Raw genomic sequence first — 16,629 nt, 5'->3', positions numbered from 1 at the left:
AGCGAGAATGCGGGTTTTCCTCAATCAGCGGAGAGCCGACCGAGGAACTGGGCAAAGACCATGGTGCCTTCGGGCCAGGGGCCATGACCGGAATCGGCATTGATGTGGCCGGCCTCGCCGGCATCGACGAGGAAGGAGCCCCAGCTGCTGGCAACATCATCGGCATGTTCGTAGCTGCCGAACGGATCGTTGCGGCTGGCGACGGTGATCGAAGGGAAGGGCAGCGGATCGCGTGGATAGGGGCCGAAGGTCATCAGGTGCTTCGGTCGGATGTCGGGATTGGCGACATCGGGCGGGGCGACGAGGAAAGCGCCCGCCACCCGATTGCGGAAATGCGGGATGGCATGGATCACCGAGGGGACGCCCAGCGAATGGGCGATGAGAACGACCGGGCGGGTCGAGGCGTTCACCTCCTCGGCGATGCGGGCGATCCAGTCCTCGCGGACCGGCTTCGTCCATTCGGCCTGTTCGACGCGCCGCGCCGTGCTGAGCTTTGCCTCCCAGCGGCTCTGCCAGTGGCTCGGGCCGGAATTGGTGTAGCCGGGGATGATGAGGATATCTGCGTCTGAGGCTTTCATGATGCCGCCGATGTGAGAAAGCTGGTCCAAGATGTCAAGAGGGGGATGTCAAGGGAGGGAGCGACACGGGCCTTGAAAGTTGCTATATTCCTCCAGTGCCGGTTGCGGATTTCGTATCGGCTTGCCCGCCGATGCTGTCCGCCGCCGATCAGGTCTCGGCTGAGGAGGAGAAAGCCATGGCGGCATTTCACGTCATGACGGGTGCAAGCGAAAGCATAGCGCGGCCCGTCGTCAATCGCATCGGTATCGCCGACGTCTTCGACGCGCTGAAGCGCGGATACGACGATTTCATGGAGAAACCGTCCCACTATGTGTTCCTGTGCCTGATGTACCCGATCGCCGGCGTCTTCCTGACGCTGTGGACCTCGGGCGCCAACCTTTTGCCGATGGTCTTCCCGCTGATGGCGGGTTTCGTGCTGATCGGCCCGATCGCAGCGATTGGCCTCTATGAGATCAGCCGCCGGCGCGAGGCTGGCCTCGACGCGTCCTGGACGCATGCGCTCGACGTGCGCCATTCGCCGGCGCTGCCGTCGATCGTCGCGGTCGGCTTGATGCTCTGCGGCCTCTTCATCGTCTGGCTGGTGACGGCGCAGACGCTCTACAGCAATCTGCTCGGCGAGGTCTTTCCGCGCAGCATGGGGGATTTCTTCCGCCAGGTCTTCGGCACGTCGGAGGGCATGCAGCTGATCATCTGGGGCAACCTCATCGGCTTCGTCTTTGCGCTCGTCGTGCTGGCGATAACCGTCATCACCTTTCCGCTACTGCTCGACCGCGATGTCGGGGCGGTGGCCGCCGTCACGGCGTCGATCCGCGCGACGATTCTCAATCCGGTGCCGGTGCTGCTCTGGGGCCTGATTGTCGCCGCGATGCTCGTGATCGGCACGATCCCGATCTTTGCCGGGCTTGCACTCGTCATCCCGATCCTCGGCCATGCGACCTGGCATCTCTATCGCAAGCTGATTGCGCGGGAAGCCACAGCGTAACCACAGCCCTTTCTGCGGGGAATCCCGGCCCCGGGGGAATCTGGGATCCCTGGGGGAATCTGAGATACCCCGGGAACCTCGAACCTGCCTCGGAGTTTGTTTAGCGCGGAGCATGACGTCGCCGACATCATGCTCCAGAGACTTCGAGGGAGGTTTTCAGAGGTGACGATGAAGCATCTGTTTGCCCGCTTCGCAACCAAGACATCGGAATGGGCGGGCAAACCCGTTGCTTTCATCCTGGCGCTGACGGTTGTCGTCATCTGGGCCTCGCTCGGCCCCTTCTTCGACTATTCGGAAACATGGCAGCTGATCATCAATACGGGCACGACGATCATCACCTTCCTGATGGTCTTCGTGCTGCAGAACGCCCAGACGCGCGACACGCGGGCGATCCAGGCGAAGCTCAATGAAATCATCCTGACCAGCCATGCCGAAAACCGCTTCATCGGCATCGAAAATCTCGACGAGGAAGAGCTGAAGCACCTCAACCAGCTGGTCGCCAAGGCCGCCAAAGGCAGGGGTGAGACGGAGGCTTGCAGAGTATCGGAGTCAACCGAAGCGGCAAATGCGGCGCCGTCGAAAAAGGCGGAGGCGCGGAAACGCTCTGTTGCCGCCAAAGCGCCGAAGCAGAAATAACGGCCGCTTGAGAAAAGCTAAACTATGAAATACAATCGGCACTTATATTCAGTTCATTAAATCCAACTCGGCAGGGGAAAATGAACGACTCCTTTCTTAGAGAGCCGCAGGTCGAGCTGTTCTTTCAGGCTTATTTCATAGGAATGACGGTAGGCCATTTGCCATTTTTCTTCGACGATATCGGCTTTATCGCGTTTATTCCAAAGTTTATTGTTTCGCTACCAATCATTTTTATATTATTCATTTTTTATTGTGTGAAATACAGCGAAATTAATTCGCGGCCATTTCTTTGGTCGTCTAACATTTTTACAGTAACTTTGTTGCTGATTGCTGCGGCTTTCTTATTGTTGTCAGGCGGAAGTATTCATAGGCTGACCTTGTTAGCTTTTTTCCTAATCATTTCTCTGCCTTCTATCCTTGTCTCATGCATCTACTTCCCAGTTATGATCAGGCTGCGACTAAGGAAAGAAGCCGTCCGATAGATTCTCGACGGGGAAGTATGCCGGCGGAAAAACGGCGCCTGCAAGGGCGCCGCTATATCGTCGATTGCAGGTCCGCTCAGGCCTCGCCAAACACCCGCCGGAAGATCGTATCGACATGCTTGGTATGATAGCCAAGGTCGAACTTCTCCCGAATATCCTCTTCGGAAAGCGCAGCACGGACTTCGGCGTCTGCAAGCAGCTCTTCGAGAAAATCTTTGCCCTGTTCCCAGACCTTCATAGCGTTGCGCTGGACGAGGCGGTAGGCGTCCTCGCGAGAGGTGCCCGCCTGGGTCAACGCCAGCAGGACACGCTGCGAATGGACGAGGCCGCGGAATTTGTTGAGGTTCTTTTCCATGTTCTCGGGATAGACCAGCAGCTTTTCGATGACGCCGGCAAGCCGCGACAGGGCGAAATCGAGCGTCACGGTGGCATCGGGGCCGATCATGCGCTCGACCGAGGAATGCGAAATATCGCGTTCATGCCAGAGGGCGACGTTTTCCATCGCCGGCATGGCGTAGGAGCGGACCATGCGGGCAAGGCCAGTCAGGTTTTCGGTCAGAACCGGGTTGCGCTTGTGCGGCATGGCCGAGGAGCCCTTCTGGCCGGGCGAGAAATATTCCTCGGCTTCCAGTACCTCGGTGCGCTGCAGGTGGCGGATCTCGGTTGCCAGGCGCTCGATCGACGAGGCGACGACGCCGAGGGTGGCGAAATACATGGCGTGGCGGTCGCGCGGGATGACCTGCGTCGACACCGGCTCGGCCTTCAGGCCAAGCGCCTCGGCGACATGTTCCTCGACGCGCGGATCGATATTGGCGAAGGTGCCGACGGCCCCCGATATGGCGCACGTCGCGACTTCCTCGCGGGCGGCGACGAGGCGTTGGCGGCAGCGCTCGAATTCGGCATAGGCGAGCGCCAGCTTGACGCCGAAGGTGGTGGGCTCGGCATGGATGCCGTGCGAACGGCCGATGGTGACGGTGTCCTTGTGTTCAAAGGCGCGGGTTTTCAGCGCTGCGAGCAGGCGGTCGATATCGGCAAGCAGGATGTCGGTGGCGCGGACCAGCTGTACGTTGAAGCAGGTGTCGAGCACGTCGGACGAGGTCATGCCCTGGTGGACGAAGCGCGCATCCGGGCCGACGATCTCGGCGAGATGGGTGAGGAAGGCGATGACGTCATGCTTGGTGACGGCCTCGATCTCATCGATGCGGTCGACGTCGAAGGTGGCGGCGCCGCCTTTCTCCCAGATCGTCTTTGCCGCCGATTTCGGGATGACGCCGAGTTCGGCCAGCGCGTCGCAGGCATGCGCCTCGATCTCGAACCAGATGCGGAACTTGGTTTCGGGAGACCAGATGGCGACCATTTCGGGCCGGGAATAACGCGGGATCATGGGCGGCTGCCTTCACTTCAAGAGGTTTGCTTTATCGAGGTTAGCGCCCCTGTAGCAAAGAAGGGCGGCAATCTCAACGCATGCGTTTGGCAAGATGATAGCTGCTTGCGACAAGACAGACGAGGCCGAGCGGCAGGAAGAGGCGCAGGCCGATCACCAGGAACTGATAGACGGCGCTGATGCTGGTGAAGACGAACTGGAACGCCCAGACGATACTGCCGAAGGGCGCATGCCAGCGCGAATAGAACATCCGGTATTCCATGGCGAAGAGGAAGGCGGTCATCAGGATCGTGGCCGCTGTCAGCGTCACGAAAAAAGCAGCAAAACGTGTTTCCAGCGGTCTGTCAAAGGCGAGGAAGCGGGCAACCGGCAGGGCGAACGGCCAGGCGAACAGGCCGCCGGCGAAATAAAGTGCGGCGATCTCGGCAAGGCGGCTCGTCTGCAGGCCGTTGCGCAGGTAAAGGCCGAGCATGGCAGCGGCAAGCATCTGCATTCCCCAAAGCAATGCGCCGGCGATCAGGTCGGGGTAGGGCGGCCGTGCAGCTCTTAGACGATCCATCCTGGGGCGATCCGTCCTCGGGTGATCCGTCCTCGGGCGATCCATGCTCAGGGATGAACCGGAACGGCAATCCAGCGTCCGTTCCTGTCCGCATCGAAGGCCAGAACGAGGGCGATGTGAACCTGGTTTCCGCCTTCCGGCTGATAGACCACGGCGCCGCCGATCCGGTATTCGACGGAACACACGCGCTCGGCGGGAACCGCGGTCGCCTGGCGCGCCGCCTGCCGGTTCGGAGCGCCTTCCTTCTCGATCATCTGCAGGCTGAAGCCGATGACCCGCTTGTCGACCGCAGCGCAATCCTTCGGCGTCGGCACCGGCATCTCGCCGAGCGAGAGCGTATAAGGCGCTTTCGGCGGACCGTCGGTTGCAAGCGTCGTGTAGCGAAGCGTCTTCGAGGGCGAGCCGAGTTCGGTCGGCGGATTGAAGGCGGCGATCAGGCCGGGATTGGTCAGCAGATCGTATTTGTCCATCTGGCTGCGCGCCGCCGTCAGGTTCTGCCGCCGCGCCTTGGAAAGATTGGCGTCCTTGTCGGTCAGCTCGGTATGAAAGGGCGTGCCCTCGAGATAGTGGCCGTCTTCGGTATCGATGAAATAGGTGTTGGAGTAGGGAAGGTTGCCGCTCTCCTCGATGCCGAACTCCTGAAATCCGAAAACCTTGCCGTCGGCGGAAAAACCGATCGGCTGGATATTGGCGATATCGCCGGCAAGTGACAGGCCGGGCAGGCCGGCAAATGCGACGGCAAGCATGCCACCAATAATCAGACGTTTGTTCATGTTCGTGCCCCTTCGGCTGCCTGACGCAGATCGGCGACTGTCCGGCGGTAATCCTCGACCGTATCGCCCTTGAAAATTGCCGAGCCGGCGACGAGGACGTTGCCGCCCGCCCGCGCGATATCAGGCGCCGTTTCCACCGTGACGCCGCCGTCGACCTCGAGCTCGATCGGCCGGTCGCCGATCAGTGACTTCGCCGCCGCGATCTTCTTCGCCATGGCCGGAATGAACTTCTGCCCGCCAAAGCCGGGATTGACCGACATGATCAGAATGAGATCGACATCGTCGAGCACGTTCTCGATGGCGGTAAGCGGCGTCGCCGGATTGATCGTCACGCCGACCTTCTTGCCGAGATTACGGACGGTCTGCAGCGAGCGGTGCAGATGCGGTCCGGCTTCGGCATGGACGGTGATACGGTCGCAGCCGGCCTTGGCGAAGGCTTCGAGATAGTCGTCGACCGGCGAGATCATCAGGTGGCAGTCGAAGGTGGCTGATGTATAGGAGCGCAGCGACTTGATGACATCCGGGCCGAAGGAGATGTTCGGCACGAAATGGCCGTCCATTACGTCGAGATGGATCCAGTCGGCGCCGGCGGCCGTCACGTCGCGCACCTCCTCGCCGAGCCTGGCAAAATCCGCTGCGAGGATCGAGGGGGCAATGCGAATGGGCAGCGTCATCAAATCTTACTCCGTATGGGCCGCCAGAGCGCGGGGCCTGAATTCAAGGCTGGCGCGCCGTTCATTGCGTCGGCGCGGCAGGTGGAAAAAAGCCGTTGCCCCGCCATTCGAGCAGACGGTAGGGGTTTTGCGAAAGTTCATGCGCACCGGTGAAGGCAATAGTGCCGACCGGCGTCTGGAATGTCGTGCCGAGAAGCATCTCCTGGAGGGGCTTGCCCGCCGCGGCGGCGGCTTGCCCCGCCTGGCCGGCAATGAGGGCTGCGGCCAGCGACGGCAGGACATAACCTTCCGGCTCGACGCCTTTGGCGCGCAGCGCATCGGCTGTCGCTGCGCTTTCCGGCAGTAGGGCGTATTCGGGCAGGGCGACGGCGCGCACGCCATCTGCGAGCGGCAGCGGCTGATTGGCGGCGCGCATGGCATCGCCGCCGAGGATGGACAGCGGGATGTTCTCGGCCTTGGCGTCGCGGGAGATGACGGCGACGTCGTTGCGGTCGCCGCCGATGAAGACCCTGGTGGCGCCGGCACGTTTCAGGCGGCGGACGAGGGCAATCTGCTGCTCCTGTCCCGGCCGGTAGGTGTCGGTAAAGACCGGCTTAAGGCCGTTCTGCTCCAGCGCATTGCGGACCGCTTCCGTCAATTCGCGGCCATGGATGGTGCCGTCCTCGATCAGGGCGATCGGATCGGCGGCCCAGTCTTTCAGGATCACCTCGATGACCTTTGCCGCCTCGGCGCCGTCGGCGGGCGCCGCCCGGAAGAGCGGCCAGCCGTTCTTCAGCGCATCCTCCATCAGGATGCGGGAGCGCACGGAGACGGTGATCGCCGGAATATTGGCGTCCTTCAGCTTCGGCAGCGCGCCTTCCAGCGTCTCGCTGCAGAGAAAGCCGACCGCCACCTGCACCTTGGCATTGACAAGCGCATCGGCGACCGCGGCACCACTATTCTCCTCGCAGGTCTCGTTGATGGCGACGAGGGTATTTCCGGACTGCTGGATCTCGAAACCGGCGCCGGCGGCAATCTGGGCGCCGAGGAGGTCGAGCGGTCCGTTCTGAGGGGCGACGACACCGATCATCACGCCGGCCGCATGGCTTTCAGCCGCCGCTCCCAGCAGCGCCAGAAAAGCTGCTATGCCACGCAGGTTGATCATGAAAGGCGGAGATCCCTAGCCATCGTCCATGCCCTTTTATCCGCAAGGCCGCGATCGTCAAAGAAAAACAAGCGCAACGCAGCGCTTTTCACCGGTGCTATTGTAGAAAAGGTAACCGATGCTCGCCATATTGGCGCGATAGCAAAGACCAACCGGATAAAACGCATACGGGAGAAGCAGGTGTTGAACAGGCAGCATATCGACCCCGGCCTTTATCGCGATGCCATGAGCCGGTATGCCGGCCATGTGCAACTCGTGACGACGGCGATGGGCGAACTGCGCCGCGGCGTCACCATCACCGCCGCCTGCTCGGTCTCGGACAATCCAGCCTCGGTGCTGATCTGCCTCAACAACACCAATCCGAAGAACGAGATCTTCTTCCGCAGCGGCATCTTCGCGCTGAACACGCTCGGCGCTCATCATCAGAGCGTCGCCGACGCCTTTTCCGGGCGCACGTCGCTTGCCAATGACGACCGTTTCGACAGCGCCCGTTTCGAGATGCTCGTGACCGGCGCGCCGGTGTTGGCCGATGCGCTCGCCGCCTTCGATTGCCGGGTGATCGACATCAAGGAAATGCCGACGCACAATGTCATCTTCGGCGAGGTTGCGGCTGTCCGCTTCAGCGAAAAACACCCGGCGCTCATCTATATGAATCGGGATTATCACGCGTTGTGATTTCCGCAGCGATCGAGATTTCGAGGGAATAGAGAATGGACAATGCCGGGATCGAGGAAATGTTTCAGGGGCTCGGCCCCGTCACGATCAAGCGCATGTTCGGCGGCAAAGGCATCTATCATCTCGGACGGATCATTGCGCTTGAAGTGCGCGACGAGATGCTGCTGAAGGCCGACGAGACGAGCGCCCCGGAATTTGCCGCTGCCGGCGCCACGCAATGGACCTATGAGGGCAAGAAGGGCAAGCCGGTAAAAATGCCCTATTGGTCGATCCCCGACGAGGCCTACGACGATCCCGATCTGATGGCGAAATGGGTGCGGCTTGCCTATGAGGCGTCGCTTCGCGCCGAATAGTTAGCCGCGTTCAGCAGTCGGCAAGGCTGCGATCGCCGCCTTGGTGAAGGCCGACAGCGGCTCGGGCAGATCCGTCAGCGGAAACCAGCCGAAATCCGAGAGCTTGTCCGGTTCGGTCAGTTGAGGCTCGCCCTCGACGTCGTGAGCGAGATAGAGCAGAGAGATCCAGTGTTGGCGATCGGCATCTATGATCTGCTCGCTGATGCAGAGGCGTTCGATGCGGCCGATCGTCAGGCCGGTTTCCTCCTCGGCCTCGCGGCGCGCGGCAGTCTCTGCCGGCTCCATGTGATCGACCTTGCCGCCGACGATATTCCAATAGCCGGCTTCCGGTGATCGCATGCGTTTGTAGAGAAGGATCCTGGCGTCGCGCAGAATCACCAGGCCGACGCCGAGGCCCGGAAAATCAATGCCGGGCCTGCCCATTGGAAATCAGACCTTGGCGCTGCCGGCGATCAGCATGAAGGCCGGGATATCGTCGCCGAAGCCGACCGGGGTTGGGCCGTCGTCGTGGTCGCGATGACGGCGGCGGTCGCGGCTGTCGTCGTTTGCCGGGTAAGGCCGACTGTTGCGCGCATTGTTCTGCGGCTTCTGCTCTGCTTTGCGCTCGTTCTTCACGATGTCGGCCTTTACTGGTGCTGCTTCAATCACGTCTACGCCATTATCCTGTATGTCGTTGTCAGATTTATGACTCGCAGCGCTGCGACTGCCGCGTCCGCGGCTACGATCCCTGTCGCCATTTTCTCTCGGCGCGCGATCTCGGGTTGCGCCATCTCTGGCGCCACGCTCGCGGCTGTTGCGGCGCGGGCGTTCGCTCTCCCGGCTGTCTTCTGCCGGCGGCGGCAGCGACGTCAGGTCACCGCTCAGCCATTCGACCTTTTCCCCGATTAGCTTCTCGATGGCATCGATGAATTTAGTGTCGCGCTTGGTGACGAGAGTGAAGGCGGCACCCGAGCGGCCGGCACGGCCGGTGCGGCCGATGCGGTGGACGTAATCCTCGGAATGGATCGGTACGTCGAAATTGAAGACGTGGCTGACATCAGGGATATCGAGGCCGCGGGCGGCGACGTCGGAGGCGACCAGAAGCTGGAGATTGCCGTCACGGAAGCTCTGCAGCGTCATCGTGCGGGAACGCTGATCCATGTCGCCATGCAAAGCGCCGACCGAGAAGCCGTGACGCTCGAGCGAGCGGAAGAGATCGGCGACGTCCTTCTTGCGGTTGCAGAAGACGATGGCGTTCTTGAGCTCGGTCTGGGCGCGGACGAGTTCGCGCAGGACGGCGCGCTTTTCGTAATCCTTGCCGTGCGAGGCGACGAAACGCTGCGTCACGGTTGCTGCGGCGGAAGCCGGCTTTGCGACCTCGATACGTTCGGGATTCTGCAGGAAGCGGTCGGCGAGCTTCTGGATCTCCGACGGCATGGTTGCCGAGAAGAACAGCGTCTGGCGGGTGAACGGGATCATCTTGGCGATGCGTTCGATATCGGGGATGAAACCCATGTCGAGCATGCGGTCGGCCTCGTCGATGACGAGGATCTCGACGCCGCTCATCAGGAGCTTGCCGCGCTCGAAATGGTCGAGCAGGCGGCCGGGGGTGCAGATCAGCACATCGGCGCCGCGCTCGAGCTTGCGGTCCTGGTCCTCGAAGGAAACGCCGCCGATCAGAAGGGCAACGTTGAGGCGATGGTTCTTGCCGTATTTCTCGAAATTCTCGGCGACCTGGGCAGCGAGTTCGCGCGTCGGTTCGAGAATCAGCGTGCGGGGCATGCGCGCACGCGCACGACCCTTTTCGAGAAGCGACAGCATCGGCAGCACGAAGGATGCCGTCTTGCCAGTGCCGGTCTGCGCGATGCCGCAAATATCGCGGCGCTCGAGCGCAAACGGGATGGCGCCCGCCTGAATGGGCGTGGGGATCGTGTAGCCCGCATCCGTAACAGCGGATAGCACTTTTTGGCTCAAGCCAAGGTCAGCAAATGTCGTCAAAGGGAAAACTGTTTCCGTTCCGTTCGGCCGCTCTGAACGAGTCGGCGGGATTGCATGCCGCAATGCAGCGCGACATAGCCCCGAATGGCCGGCAAGTCAAGAAATAGAGACGCCGCACCCATTGCAGAGTGAAGCGTTGGTTACCAGGCAGGAGTTACTTGATATAGGTGGCGAGTTTAAGGCCGGCATTCATGAAATATACTGGATCGACGGCATGGCCGTCCTGGCGCACTTCATAATGCAGGTGCGTGCCGGTTGAGCGGCCGGTGCTGCCGGCAAGGCCGATGACGTCGTTGCGGTCGACCGTGTCGCCGACCTTGACCAGAACCTCCGACATATGCCCGTAGCGCGTTGAGATGCCGTTGCCGTGGTCGACCTCGACCAAGTTGCCGTAGCCGCCGGTCCAGCCGGCTGAGATCACTTTGCCGGGTGCCGTCGGGCGGATCCTTTCGCCCGGCGAAAAACGGAAGTCGATGCCGGAATGGAGCGCGAGGCGGCCAAGAAAAGGATCACGGCGATTGCCGAAAGGGCTGGTCACGTCCTTGCCGATGGCGGGATTGCGGAAGGGCAGGGATTCGGCCGTGCTGCGCACCGCTTCGAGCCGCGTCAGTGCGCCGTCGAGCGCTGCGAGCGAATTGTTGAAGTCGTCGTTGCTTTCAGGCTCGATATAAGGACCGCCGACGGCATCGTCGTCGTCTTTACTGGCAGCGGTCTCGGGCATCGGAATCTTGAAGCGGGTCAGCACGGTCTCGATGGCATTGGCGGCATTGCCGGCATCGCTCGTCAACTGTTCGACACGGCTGCGCTGATCCTGTTCGACATCTTTCAGCGACAGCGTCACCTTGGAAAAGACACGGTCGGCACGGTCGCCGACCGTGTCGGTGGCCGGCACATAGGCAAGCGTCGAATTGTCGGGCGTCGCATCGGCGGGCGCACCGCTCGCCAGCTGTTTCTCGATCGCCTCGATGCCGGTCCCGGAGAGCGAAGCGCGCTTGTCCTTGACATCGGGTGCATAGGACTGAACGGGCGAAGACGGCGCAGGCGGGGCGCCGTCCTTTTCCGTCAGGCCGGAGCTTTCGGCCCGGTCGAGCAGATTGTCGAGTTTGCCATGGCGCGAGGTCAGCGCCATCTGCTGCTCCATCAGCTTGTCGACCTTGTCTTCCACCACCTGCTGATCGAGAAGCTGGCGGGAGGTGATGCGGTCGACCTGGGCGCGGAGGGCGGCGATGCGGTCTTCATAATCGTGCTGCATGCGGGCCTGGCGGGCCATGGTGGCGCCGATCAGGTCGTCGCGCAGCACGAGATAGGACGTGGCCAGGAGGTAGCCGATCGAGAAGACGCCGACGAAGCAGAAGGCAAGTGCTGCCATCCAGGGCCGGACCGTCATATGGCGGACTTTATCGCCGCTTGCGAGGATGAGGATATGTTCCTGCGCCCGCCTGCCGAATACCCGGTGCTGATGTCCGCTGTTCACGCAGGCTCTCCCGATTGATGCTCTACGCCTCTTTCTGAAATTAGACACCGTTATGGTTAATGAATACTTTCATTGCTGCCGTCGTGTCATAAATTCAGTGACTTCAAGCGTGGCTGATCGATGCAAGCGCGCGGTAGAAGGACGGCGTCAGCCCGGCCTCGGCGCGGGCAAGGTCGTTGAAGGGCGGCTTCAGCGGTCCGCGGAAATTGGCACGCACCAGCTCCTGGAAGGCCTTTGCCGGATCGCGCTTCTCGCGGGCGCAGAGAAAGCGGAACCATTTGGCGCCGACGGCGACATGGCCTTTCTCGTCATTGTAGATGACGTCGAGCACCGCTGCACTTTCGAGATCGCCGGTCTGGCGCATCTTCGCCTGCAGCGACGGCGTGACGTCGAGGCCGCGGGCTTCCAGAATCAGCGGCACGACGGCGAGCCTTGCCGTCAGATCGTTGCGCGTCGCATGGGCGGCCTGCCAGAGACCGTCATGGGCGGGCAGATCGCCGTAATCGGCGCCGAGATCCTTGAGCCTGGCGCGCACCATGCGGAAATGCTTCGCCTCCTCGAAGGCGACCTGCATCCAGCCGTCGAAAAAGGAATTCGGCACCTGCTCGGTCGCGAATCGCGCGACGATATCGAGCGCCAGATCGACGGCGTTGAGCTCGATATGGGCGATGGCGTGCAGCAGCGCGATCCGGCCTTTGAGCGTATGCAGCGAGCGCTTCTCCACCTGGGTCGGCGGCGTCAGCACCGGTTTGTCAGGACGGCCGGGCCTGTCGGGCAGGGCTGCATCGAGCGGCGTGCGCAGCGACACCCGGCGGGCGAACCAGCGGGTGGCGCTTTCCTGCGCAAGCGCCGTCTTGCGGTCAAGATCGGCGGAGGAGATCGCATCGATGGCGCCGCCGCGCAGCGAGGTTATCGTGAGATCCCCGGTCACGCCGCCAGGTTCCTCACGGCCTCGAGCACGGTTTCGGCATGGCCCTGCACCTTCACCTTCTGCCAGATGGTGGCGATCGTGCCGTCCTGGCGGATCAGGAAGGTGGTACGCTCGACACCCATGAAGTTGCGGCCGTACATGCTCTTTTCCTTCCAGACGCCATAGGCCTGCAGCGTCGTTTTTTCCTCGTCCGAGGCGAGCGCCACCGAAAGACGGTGCTTCTTGATGAACTTGTCATGGCAGGCGGCCGAATCGGGCGACATGCCGATGACGGCAGCACCCGCCGCTTCGAACTCGGCTGCTAACGCCGTGAAAGCCAGTGATTCGGCGGTGCAGCCCGTGGTGTCGTCCTTGGGATAGAAGAACAATACGAGCGGCTTGCCGTGGAATTCGGCCAGCGAAACGCGGCCGCCGCCGTCGCGGGGAAGGTTGAAATCAGGGGCCGAGACGCCGATGCCGGGAACCGCCATTGGGAAAACCTTTCTTTTGCCGGGTTTGTGGATGACACTTTCTCTCCCCGAATTATATAGTGGACGGATACCCGTCCAGCATGGCCGGGTTCAATTCTTCACTTAAAGGGAGAGCCCAAGGGCGCATGTCAGCCATCCGCGGCGAAAAGGTCACGTTTCGCAAGAAGGATATCGTTGCGCTGGACCGCTTGCCGTCCGCCCAGGCCGAGGATCCGATCATCGTTCATTGCCCGCCGCCGCGTTCGTCGATGCGCCGCACGGCGAAGCTGACCTCAGGATTTCTGGGACTGATCCTCGTTATTCTCGCTGCCATCGTTTTCACCGTCGAGAGCGGCATGTTCGACAAGCCGCTGTCGCAGCAGGCGCAGGCGGCGCTGAATGGCGTGGCCGGACCGCGCTACCGCGCCGAGGTTGGTTCCACCGTCATCCGCTTCACCTCTGATTTCCGGCTGGCGCTGGAAGCGCGCAACGTCAACATGATCGACCAGGAGAGCGGCCAGCACCTGTCGACGACGGGTTCGGTGCGCCTGGGGCTCGATCCGCTGCAGCTTTTCCGCGGCCGCATCGCCGTCGCGGACATCGAAGCGGAGGATATCGCGCTCGATACCGCGCTTCTGCCCTCCGGCAATGCCGTCAAGCTCGACGATCTGCGCATCGACGCCATGCCCGCGGCGATGGAGAAGATCTTCTCGCAGTTCGACATGTTCGATAACATCGTGACGCGCGGCTCGACCAATTCGGTGCGCATCTCCGGCCTCGACATCAAGCTTGCCGATACCGCCAACGGTCCGCTGTCGCTCGTCATCGACAATCTCGTCTTTGCTCATGCCGGCCCGTCCTCACTGCAATTAACCGGCGAAGTCGCGCTTAACGGCGAAGTGGCGGAGCTCGACGTGCTGGCCGAGAAGGAAGACGGCCACGTGTCCAAGGTCGTGGCGACGCTGAAGCATGCCGACCTCACGCCCTTCGGGCTGAAACGCAACGATCAGGGCGCAATACGGCAAGGGCTCAGCGCCTTTGCCGACCTCACCGTGTCGGCCACCAGAGGGCGCGATGGCGTGCAGCCGGCGCTTGCGGCGACAATCGATATCGATCCCGGCCAGATCTATGCGGATGGCGATCCGCAGCAGCTGTCGGGCGGGCAAATCAATCTCGTCTACGATTTCGCCAAGCAGACGATCGAGATCGCCCGATCGAACGCCCGGTTCGGCGCGACCACGCTTCCCATCAATGGCGCGCTGATCGATCTCGACAAACTCGACCCGCAGGCGGGCAAAGGCTTCGGCATCGACCTGCTCGTCAGCGGCGGGACGGCAGCCCCCGCCGGCTCCGGCGAGCAGCCGCTCTCCTTCGACATCCAGGCGACCGGGCGCTACATGGTCGCCGGCCGCGAATTCCAGTTTCCCAACATAACCGCTTCCAGCCCGCTCGGCGCGCTCTACGGATCGCTCCACGTCAAGCTCGGCGACAAATCGCCGGAGATCAGCTTCGCCGGCCAGTCGGCGCAGCTGCAGACGACAGCGATCAAGCAGCTCTGGCCGTTCTGGATGGCGCCCAAGGTGCGCACCTGGGTGCACGGAAATCTCTTCGGCGGCACCGTCACCAACGCCACCATATCCGTCTTCATTCCTTTCGGCAGGTTGGACGAGGCAGCCGGCGGCAGGGGCCTGAAGCTCGACGCCAACCAGATCCGCATCGGCTTCGACATTGCGGAGGCGCGGATGAACGTCGCCGGCGACATTCCGCCGATCCGCGACACGTCAGCACATTTCGACCTGACCGGCCCGGTTGCGACGATCGCGATCAAGAACGGTACGTCCTATTTCCCCTCCGGCCGGTCGGTCGGCCTCGGGCAGGGGACGTTCGTCTTGCCCGCCACCTACGATAAACCGCTGATGGCCGATATCGATCTCGCGGTCTCCGGGGCGGCTGACGCCGTCGGCGAGCTTCTGACCTACCGGCCGATCCGGGTGCTGCAGCGCGCCGGCTTTACGCCCGACGATCTCAAGGGCCGGATCGAGGCGAATGTGAAGGCCCATTTCGGCCTGCTCTCTTCGCAAAACCCGCCGCCGGCCGAATGGACGGCGGCAATGAAGCTCACCGATATCGATCTTGCCAAGCCGTTTTCCGGCCGGATGATCAGCAATCTCGACGGCACGCTGAACGGCAACCCGAAACGGATCACGCTTGACGCAAAGGCCCAGATCGACGGCGTCCCGGCCGATATCGATCTTACCGAACCGGTCGAGCCATCCGACACAGCGGCCAAACAACGGGTGATCACTGCGACCCTTTCCGAGGACCAGCGCAACAAGCTGATACCCGGCCTTTCCGGCATCGTCGGCGGCAGCGTGAAGATGGTGCTGACCCGCATCGACGACGACCGGCAGGACGTCCAGCTCGACCTCACCAAGTCGCTGCTCGAACTGCCCTGGATCGGCTGGACGAAGGGCAGCGGCATTGCCGCCACGGCCGAATTCGAAACATCAGGCCCGGCCGACAATACCCAGATCAAGAACTTCCGGCTGAAGGGCGACGGTTTCGGCGCCAATGGATCGTTGAACTTCGGCAAGGGTGGGCTGATCTCGGCCGATTTCGACAGCGTCAAGCTCTCCTCGCTCGACGATTTCGCCCTGTCGGTGAAGCGCAGCAAGGGCAATTTCGACGTCTCGGTCTCCGGCGACAGCGCCGATGCGCGGCCGGTCATCCAGCGGTTGAAATCGGGCTCCGACGGCGATGGTGATGGGGATGCCGGCGACACCGGCGTATCGGTGCGCGCCAGGCTGAAAAACGTCATCGGCTTCAACGACGAGAAGGTCGGCAATTTCCAGGCGCAAATATCACTGCGCGGCGACAAGCTGCAGGCGCTCAATTTTTCCGCCGTTACCGACAGCGGTGAGGCGGTGGTCAGCCAGATGAAGGACGGCGGCGTCATCAACATCACCAGCGGCGATGCCGGCGCGGTATCGCGTTTCGCCGATCTCTACCAGCACATGCAGGGCGGGTTGCTCAATCTGGCGATCCGGCTAGGGGCGGAGGGCGGCTGGGACGGCTCGCTCGACGTGCGCCGCTTCGCGATCGTCAACGAACAACGCCTGCGCTCGATCGTCTCGACGCCTGTCGGAAATGAGCAGCGCAGCCTCAACGAGGCGGTCAAGCGCGACATCGATACTTCGTCGCAGCGCTTCCAGCGCGGCTTTGCCCGCGTCGTCTCGCGCAACGGCATGGTCGGCATTGAGAACGGCGTGCTGCGCGGCGACCAGATCGGCGCAACCTTCCAGGGCATCGTGCGCGACCGCAAGGGCAACATGGACATGACCGGCACCTTCATGCCGGCCTACGGGCTCAACCGCCTGTTCGCCGAACTGCCGCTGATCGGCGTGATCCTCGGAAACGGCAGCGACCGCGGCCTGATCGGCATCACCTTCAAGCTGACAGGCAAGTTCGACCAGCCAAACCTGCAGATCAATCCGCTGTCGATCATCGCGCCTGGTGTTTTCCGGCAGATCTTCGAGTTCCAGTGAGGCGGGAAGCGG

General features: G+C 62.2%; 16 protein-coding genes. 5 read left to right on the top strand and 11 right to left on the bottom strand.

Annotated features, from left to right (window positions below):
- Nucleotides 1-20 precede the first annotated feature (20 nt).
- On the bottom strand, nucleotides 21-578 hold the full coding sequence (locus tag RWK44_RS24850; protein WP_077979197.1) for an RBBP9/YdeN family alpha/beta hydrolase: 558 nt from the start codon (nucleotides 576-578) through the stop codon (nucleotides 21-23).
- A gap of 176 nt (nucleotides 579-754) precedes the next feature.
- Between RWK44_RS24850 and RWK44_RS24845 the strand changes: the two genes are divergently transcribed.
- Both RWK44_RS24845 and RWK44_RS24840 read left to right on the top strand, forming a co-directional pair.
- The gene (locus RWK44_RS24845; protein ID WP_132609277.1) at nucleotides 755-1,561 is read left to right on the top strand and encodes a DUF2189 domain-containing protein; all 807 of its coding nucleotides are present in this window, start codon (nucleotides 755-757) and stop codon (nucleotides 1,559-1,561) included.
- 168 nt (nucleotides 1,562-1,729) lie between these two features.
- On the top strand, nucleotides 1,730-2,197 hold the full coding sequence (locus RWK44_RS24840) for a low affinity iron permease family protein (RefSeq protein WP_077978272.1): 468 nt from the start codon (nucleotides 1,730-1,732) through the stop codon (nucleotides 2,195-2,197).
- Nucleotides 2,198-2,755: 558 nt separating this feature from the next.
- Here the strand turns inward: RWK44_RS24840 and purB are convergent.
- From purB to RWK44_RS24815, 5 genes are all read right to left on the bottom strand, one after another.
- Entirely contained in the window at nucleotides 2,756-4,063 is a 1,308-nt protein-coding gene (purB, locus tag RWK44_RS24835; RefSeq protein WP_077978270.1) for an adenylosuccinate lyase, read from the bottom strand.
- Nucleotides 4,064-4,136: 73 nt separating this feature from the next.
- Nucleotides 4,137-4,622: a hypothetical protein gene (locus RWK44_RS24830; protein ID WP_027667533.1), complete on the bottom strand. Its 486-nt coding sequence runs from the start codon at nucleotides 4,620-4,622 to the stop codon at nucleotides 4,137-4,139.
- Nucleotides 4,623-4,669: 47 nt separating this feature from the next.
- Nucleotides 4,670-5,395, bottom strand: coding sequence for a DUF2259 domain-containing protein (locus RWK44_RS24825; protein ID WP_077978269.1), 726 nt, complete (start codon nucleotides 5,393-5,395; stop codon nucleotides 4,670-4,672).
- Complete coding sequence (gene rpe, locus RWK44_RS24820; protein WP_077978268.1) at nucleotides 5,392-6,069, bottom strand: ribulose-phosphate 3-epimerase; 678 nt, start codon at nucleotides 6,067-6,069, stop codon at nucleotides 5,392-5,394. The genes RWK44_RS24825 and rpe overlap by 4 nt, the downstream gene beginning before the upstream one ends.
- A 61-nt stretch (nucleotides 6,070-6,130) precedes the next feature.
- Nucleotides 6,131-7,213 carry an ABC transporter substrate-binding protein gene (locus RWK44_RS24815; protein WP_316029528.1) on the bottom strand — a complete coding sequence of 361 codons (1,083 nt, stop codon included), beginning with the start codon at nucleotides 7,211-7,213 and terminating at the stop codon, nucleotides 6,131-6,133.
- A 180-nt stretch (nucleotides 7,214-7,393) separates the two neighbouring features.
- Here RWK44_RS24815 and RWK44_RS24810 point away from each other — a divergent pair, with 180 nt between their 5' ends.
- On the top strand, nucleotides 7,394-7,888 hold the full coding sequence (locus RWK44_RS24810; protein WP_020050115.1) for a flavin reductase: 495 nt from the start codon (nucleotides 7,394-7,396) through the stop codon (nucleotides 7,886-7,888).
- A gap of 35 nt (nucleotides 7,889-7,923) precedes the next feature.
- Complete coding sequence (locus tag RWK44_RS24805) at nucleotides 7,924-8,241, top strand: TfoX/Sxy family protein (protein ID WP_017964468.1); 318 nt, start codon at nucleotides 7,924-7,926, stop codon at nucleotides 8,239-8,241.
- Here the strand turns inward: RWK44_RS24805 and RWK44_RS24800 are convergent, their stop codons facing one another.
- The 5 genes from RWK44_RS24800 to RWK44_RS24780 all read right to left on the bottom strand — a co-directional run bounded on the left by RWK44_RS24800 (nucleotide 8,242) and on the right by RWK44_RS24780 (nucleotide 13,093).
- Nucleotides 8,242-8,664 (bottom strand): NUDIX domain-containing protein, encoded by a 423-nt coding sequence (locus RWK44_RS24800; RefSeq protein ID WP_221943517.1) that lies wholly within the window; start codon nucleotides 8,662-8,664, stop codon nucleotides 8,242-8,244.
- Between the two features lie 6 nt (nucleotides 8,665-8,670).
- A complete protein-coding gene (locus tag RWK44_RS24795) occupies nucleotides 8,671-10,218 on the bottom strand; it encodes a DEAD/DEAH box helicase (protein ID WP_077978265.1) in 1,548 nt (515 codons plus the stop codon).
- Nucleotides 10,219-10,372: 154 nt separating this feature from the next.
- Entirely contained in the window at nucleotides 10,373-11,692 is a 1,320-nt protein-coding gene (locus tag RWK44_RS24790; protein ID WP_131665266.1) for a peptidoglycan DD-metalloendopeptidase family protein, read from the bottom strand.
- A 103-nt stretch (nucleotides 11,693-11,795) separates the two neighbouring features.
- Entirely contained in the window at nucleotides 11,796-12,623 is an 828-nt protein-coding gene (locus tag RWK44_RS24785) for a ferritin-like domain-containing protein (protein WP_316029527.1), read from the bottom strand.
- Nucleotides 12,620-13,093: a peroxiredoxin gene (locus RWK44_RS24780; RefSeq protein WP_012757610.1), complete on the bottom strand. Its 474-nt coding sequence runs from the start codon at nucleotides 13,091-13,093 to the stop codon at nucleotides 12,620-12,622. Before RWK44_RS24780 ends, RWK44_RS24785 begins: the two co-directional genes overlap by 4 nt.
- 125 nt (nucleotides 13,094-13,218) lie before the next feature.
- On the opposite strand from RWK44_RS24780, the gene RWK44_RS24775 reads away from it, so the two are divergent.
- On the top strand, nucleotides 13,219-16,617 hold the full coding sequence (locus RWK44_RS24775) for a YhdP family protein (protein ID WP_316029526.1): 3,399 nt from the start codon (nucleotides 13,219-13,221) through the stop codon (nucleotides 16,615-16,617).
- Nucleotides 16,618-16,629 lie beyond the last annotated feature (12 nt).

Origin of the sequence: Rhizobium sp. 25PS6 (assembly GCF_032464655.1) — a bacterium.
In the GTDB taxonomy this organism is placed as follows: domain Bacteria; phylum Pseudomonadota; class Alphaproteobacteria; order Rhizobiales; family Rhizobiaceae; genus Rhizobium; species Rhizobium laguerreae.
The sequence above is the reverse complement of the archived record's forward strand: the minus strand, read 5'-3'. Positions and strand labels throughout refer to the sequence as shown.

Excerpts from the sequence above, each read along its gene's own strand:
- RWK44_RS24775 (WP_316029526.1), top strand. The coding sequence starts at position 13,219 with ATGTCAGCCATCCGCGGCGAAAAGGTCACGTTTCGCAAGAAGGATATC.
- purB (WP_077978270.1), bottom strand. The coding sequence starts at position 4,063 with ATGATCCCGCGTTATTCCCGGCCCGAAATGGTCGCCATCTGGTCTCCC.
- rpe (WP_077978268.1), bottom strand. The coding sequence starts at position 6,069 with ATGACGCTGCCCATTCGCATTGCCCCCTCGATCCTCGCAGCGGATTTT.
- RWK44_RS24830 (WP_027667533.1), bottom strand. The coding sequence starts at position 4,622 with ATGGATCGTCTAAGAGCTGCACGGCCGCCCTACCCCGACCTGATCGCC.
- RWK44_RS24825 (WP_077978269.1), bottom strand. The coding sequence starts at position 5,395 with ATGAACAAACGTCTGATTATTGGTGGCATGCTTGCCGTCGCATTTGCC.
- RWK44_RS24800 (WP_221943517.1), bottom strand. The coding sequence starts at position 8,664 with ATGGGCAGGCCCGGCATTGATTTTCCGGGCCTCGGCGTCGGCCTGGTG.
- RWK44_RS24780 (WP_012757610.1), bottom strand. The coding sequence starts at position 13,093 with ATGGCGGTTCCCGGCATCGGCGTCTCGGCCCCTGATTTCAACCTTCCC.
- RWK44_RS24845 (WP_132609277.1), top strand. The coding sequence starts at position 755 with ATGGCGGCATTTCACGTCATGACGGGTGCAAGCGAAAGCATAGCGCGG.
- RWK44_RS24840 (WP_077978272.1), top strand. The coding sequence starts at position 1,730 with ATGAAGCATCTGTTTGCCCGCTTCGCAACCAAGACATCGGAATGGGCG.
- RWK44_RS24805 (WP_017964468.1), top strand. The coding sequence starts at position 7,924 with ATGGACAATGCCGGGATCGAGGAAATGTTTCAGGGGCTCGGCCCCGTC.
- RWK44_RS24850 (WP_077979197.1), bottom strand. The coding sequence starts at position 578 with ATGAAAGCCTCAGACGCAGATATCCTCATCATCCCCGGCTACACCAAT.
- RWK44_RS24815 (WP_316029528.1), bottom strand. The coding sequence starts at position 7,213 with ATGATCAACCTGCGTGGCATAGCAGCTTTTCTGGCGCTGCTGGGAGCG.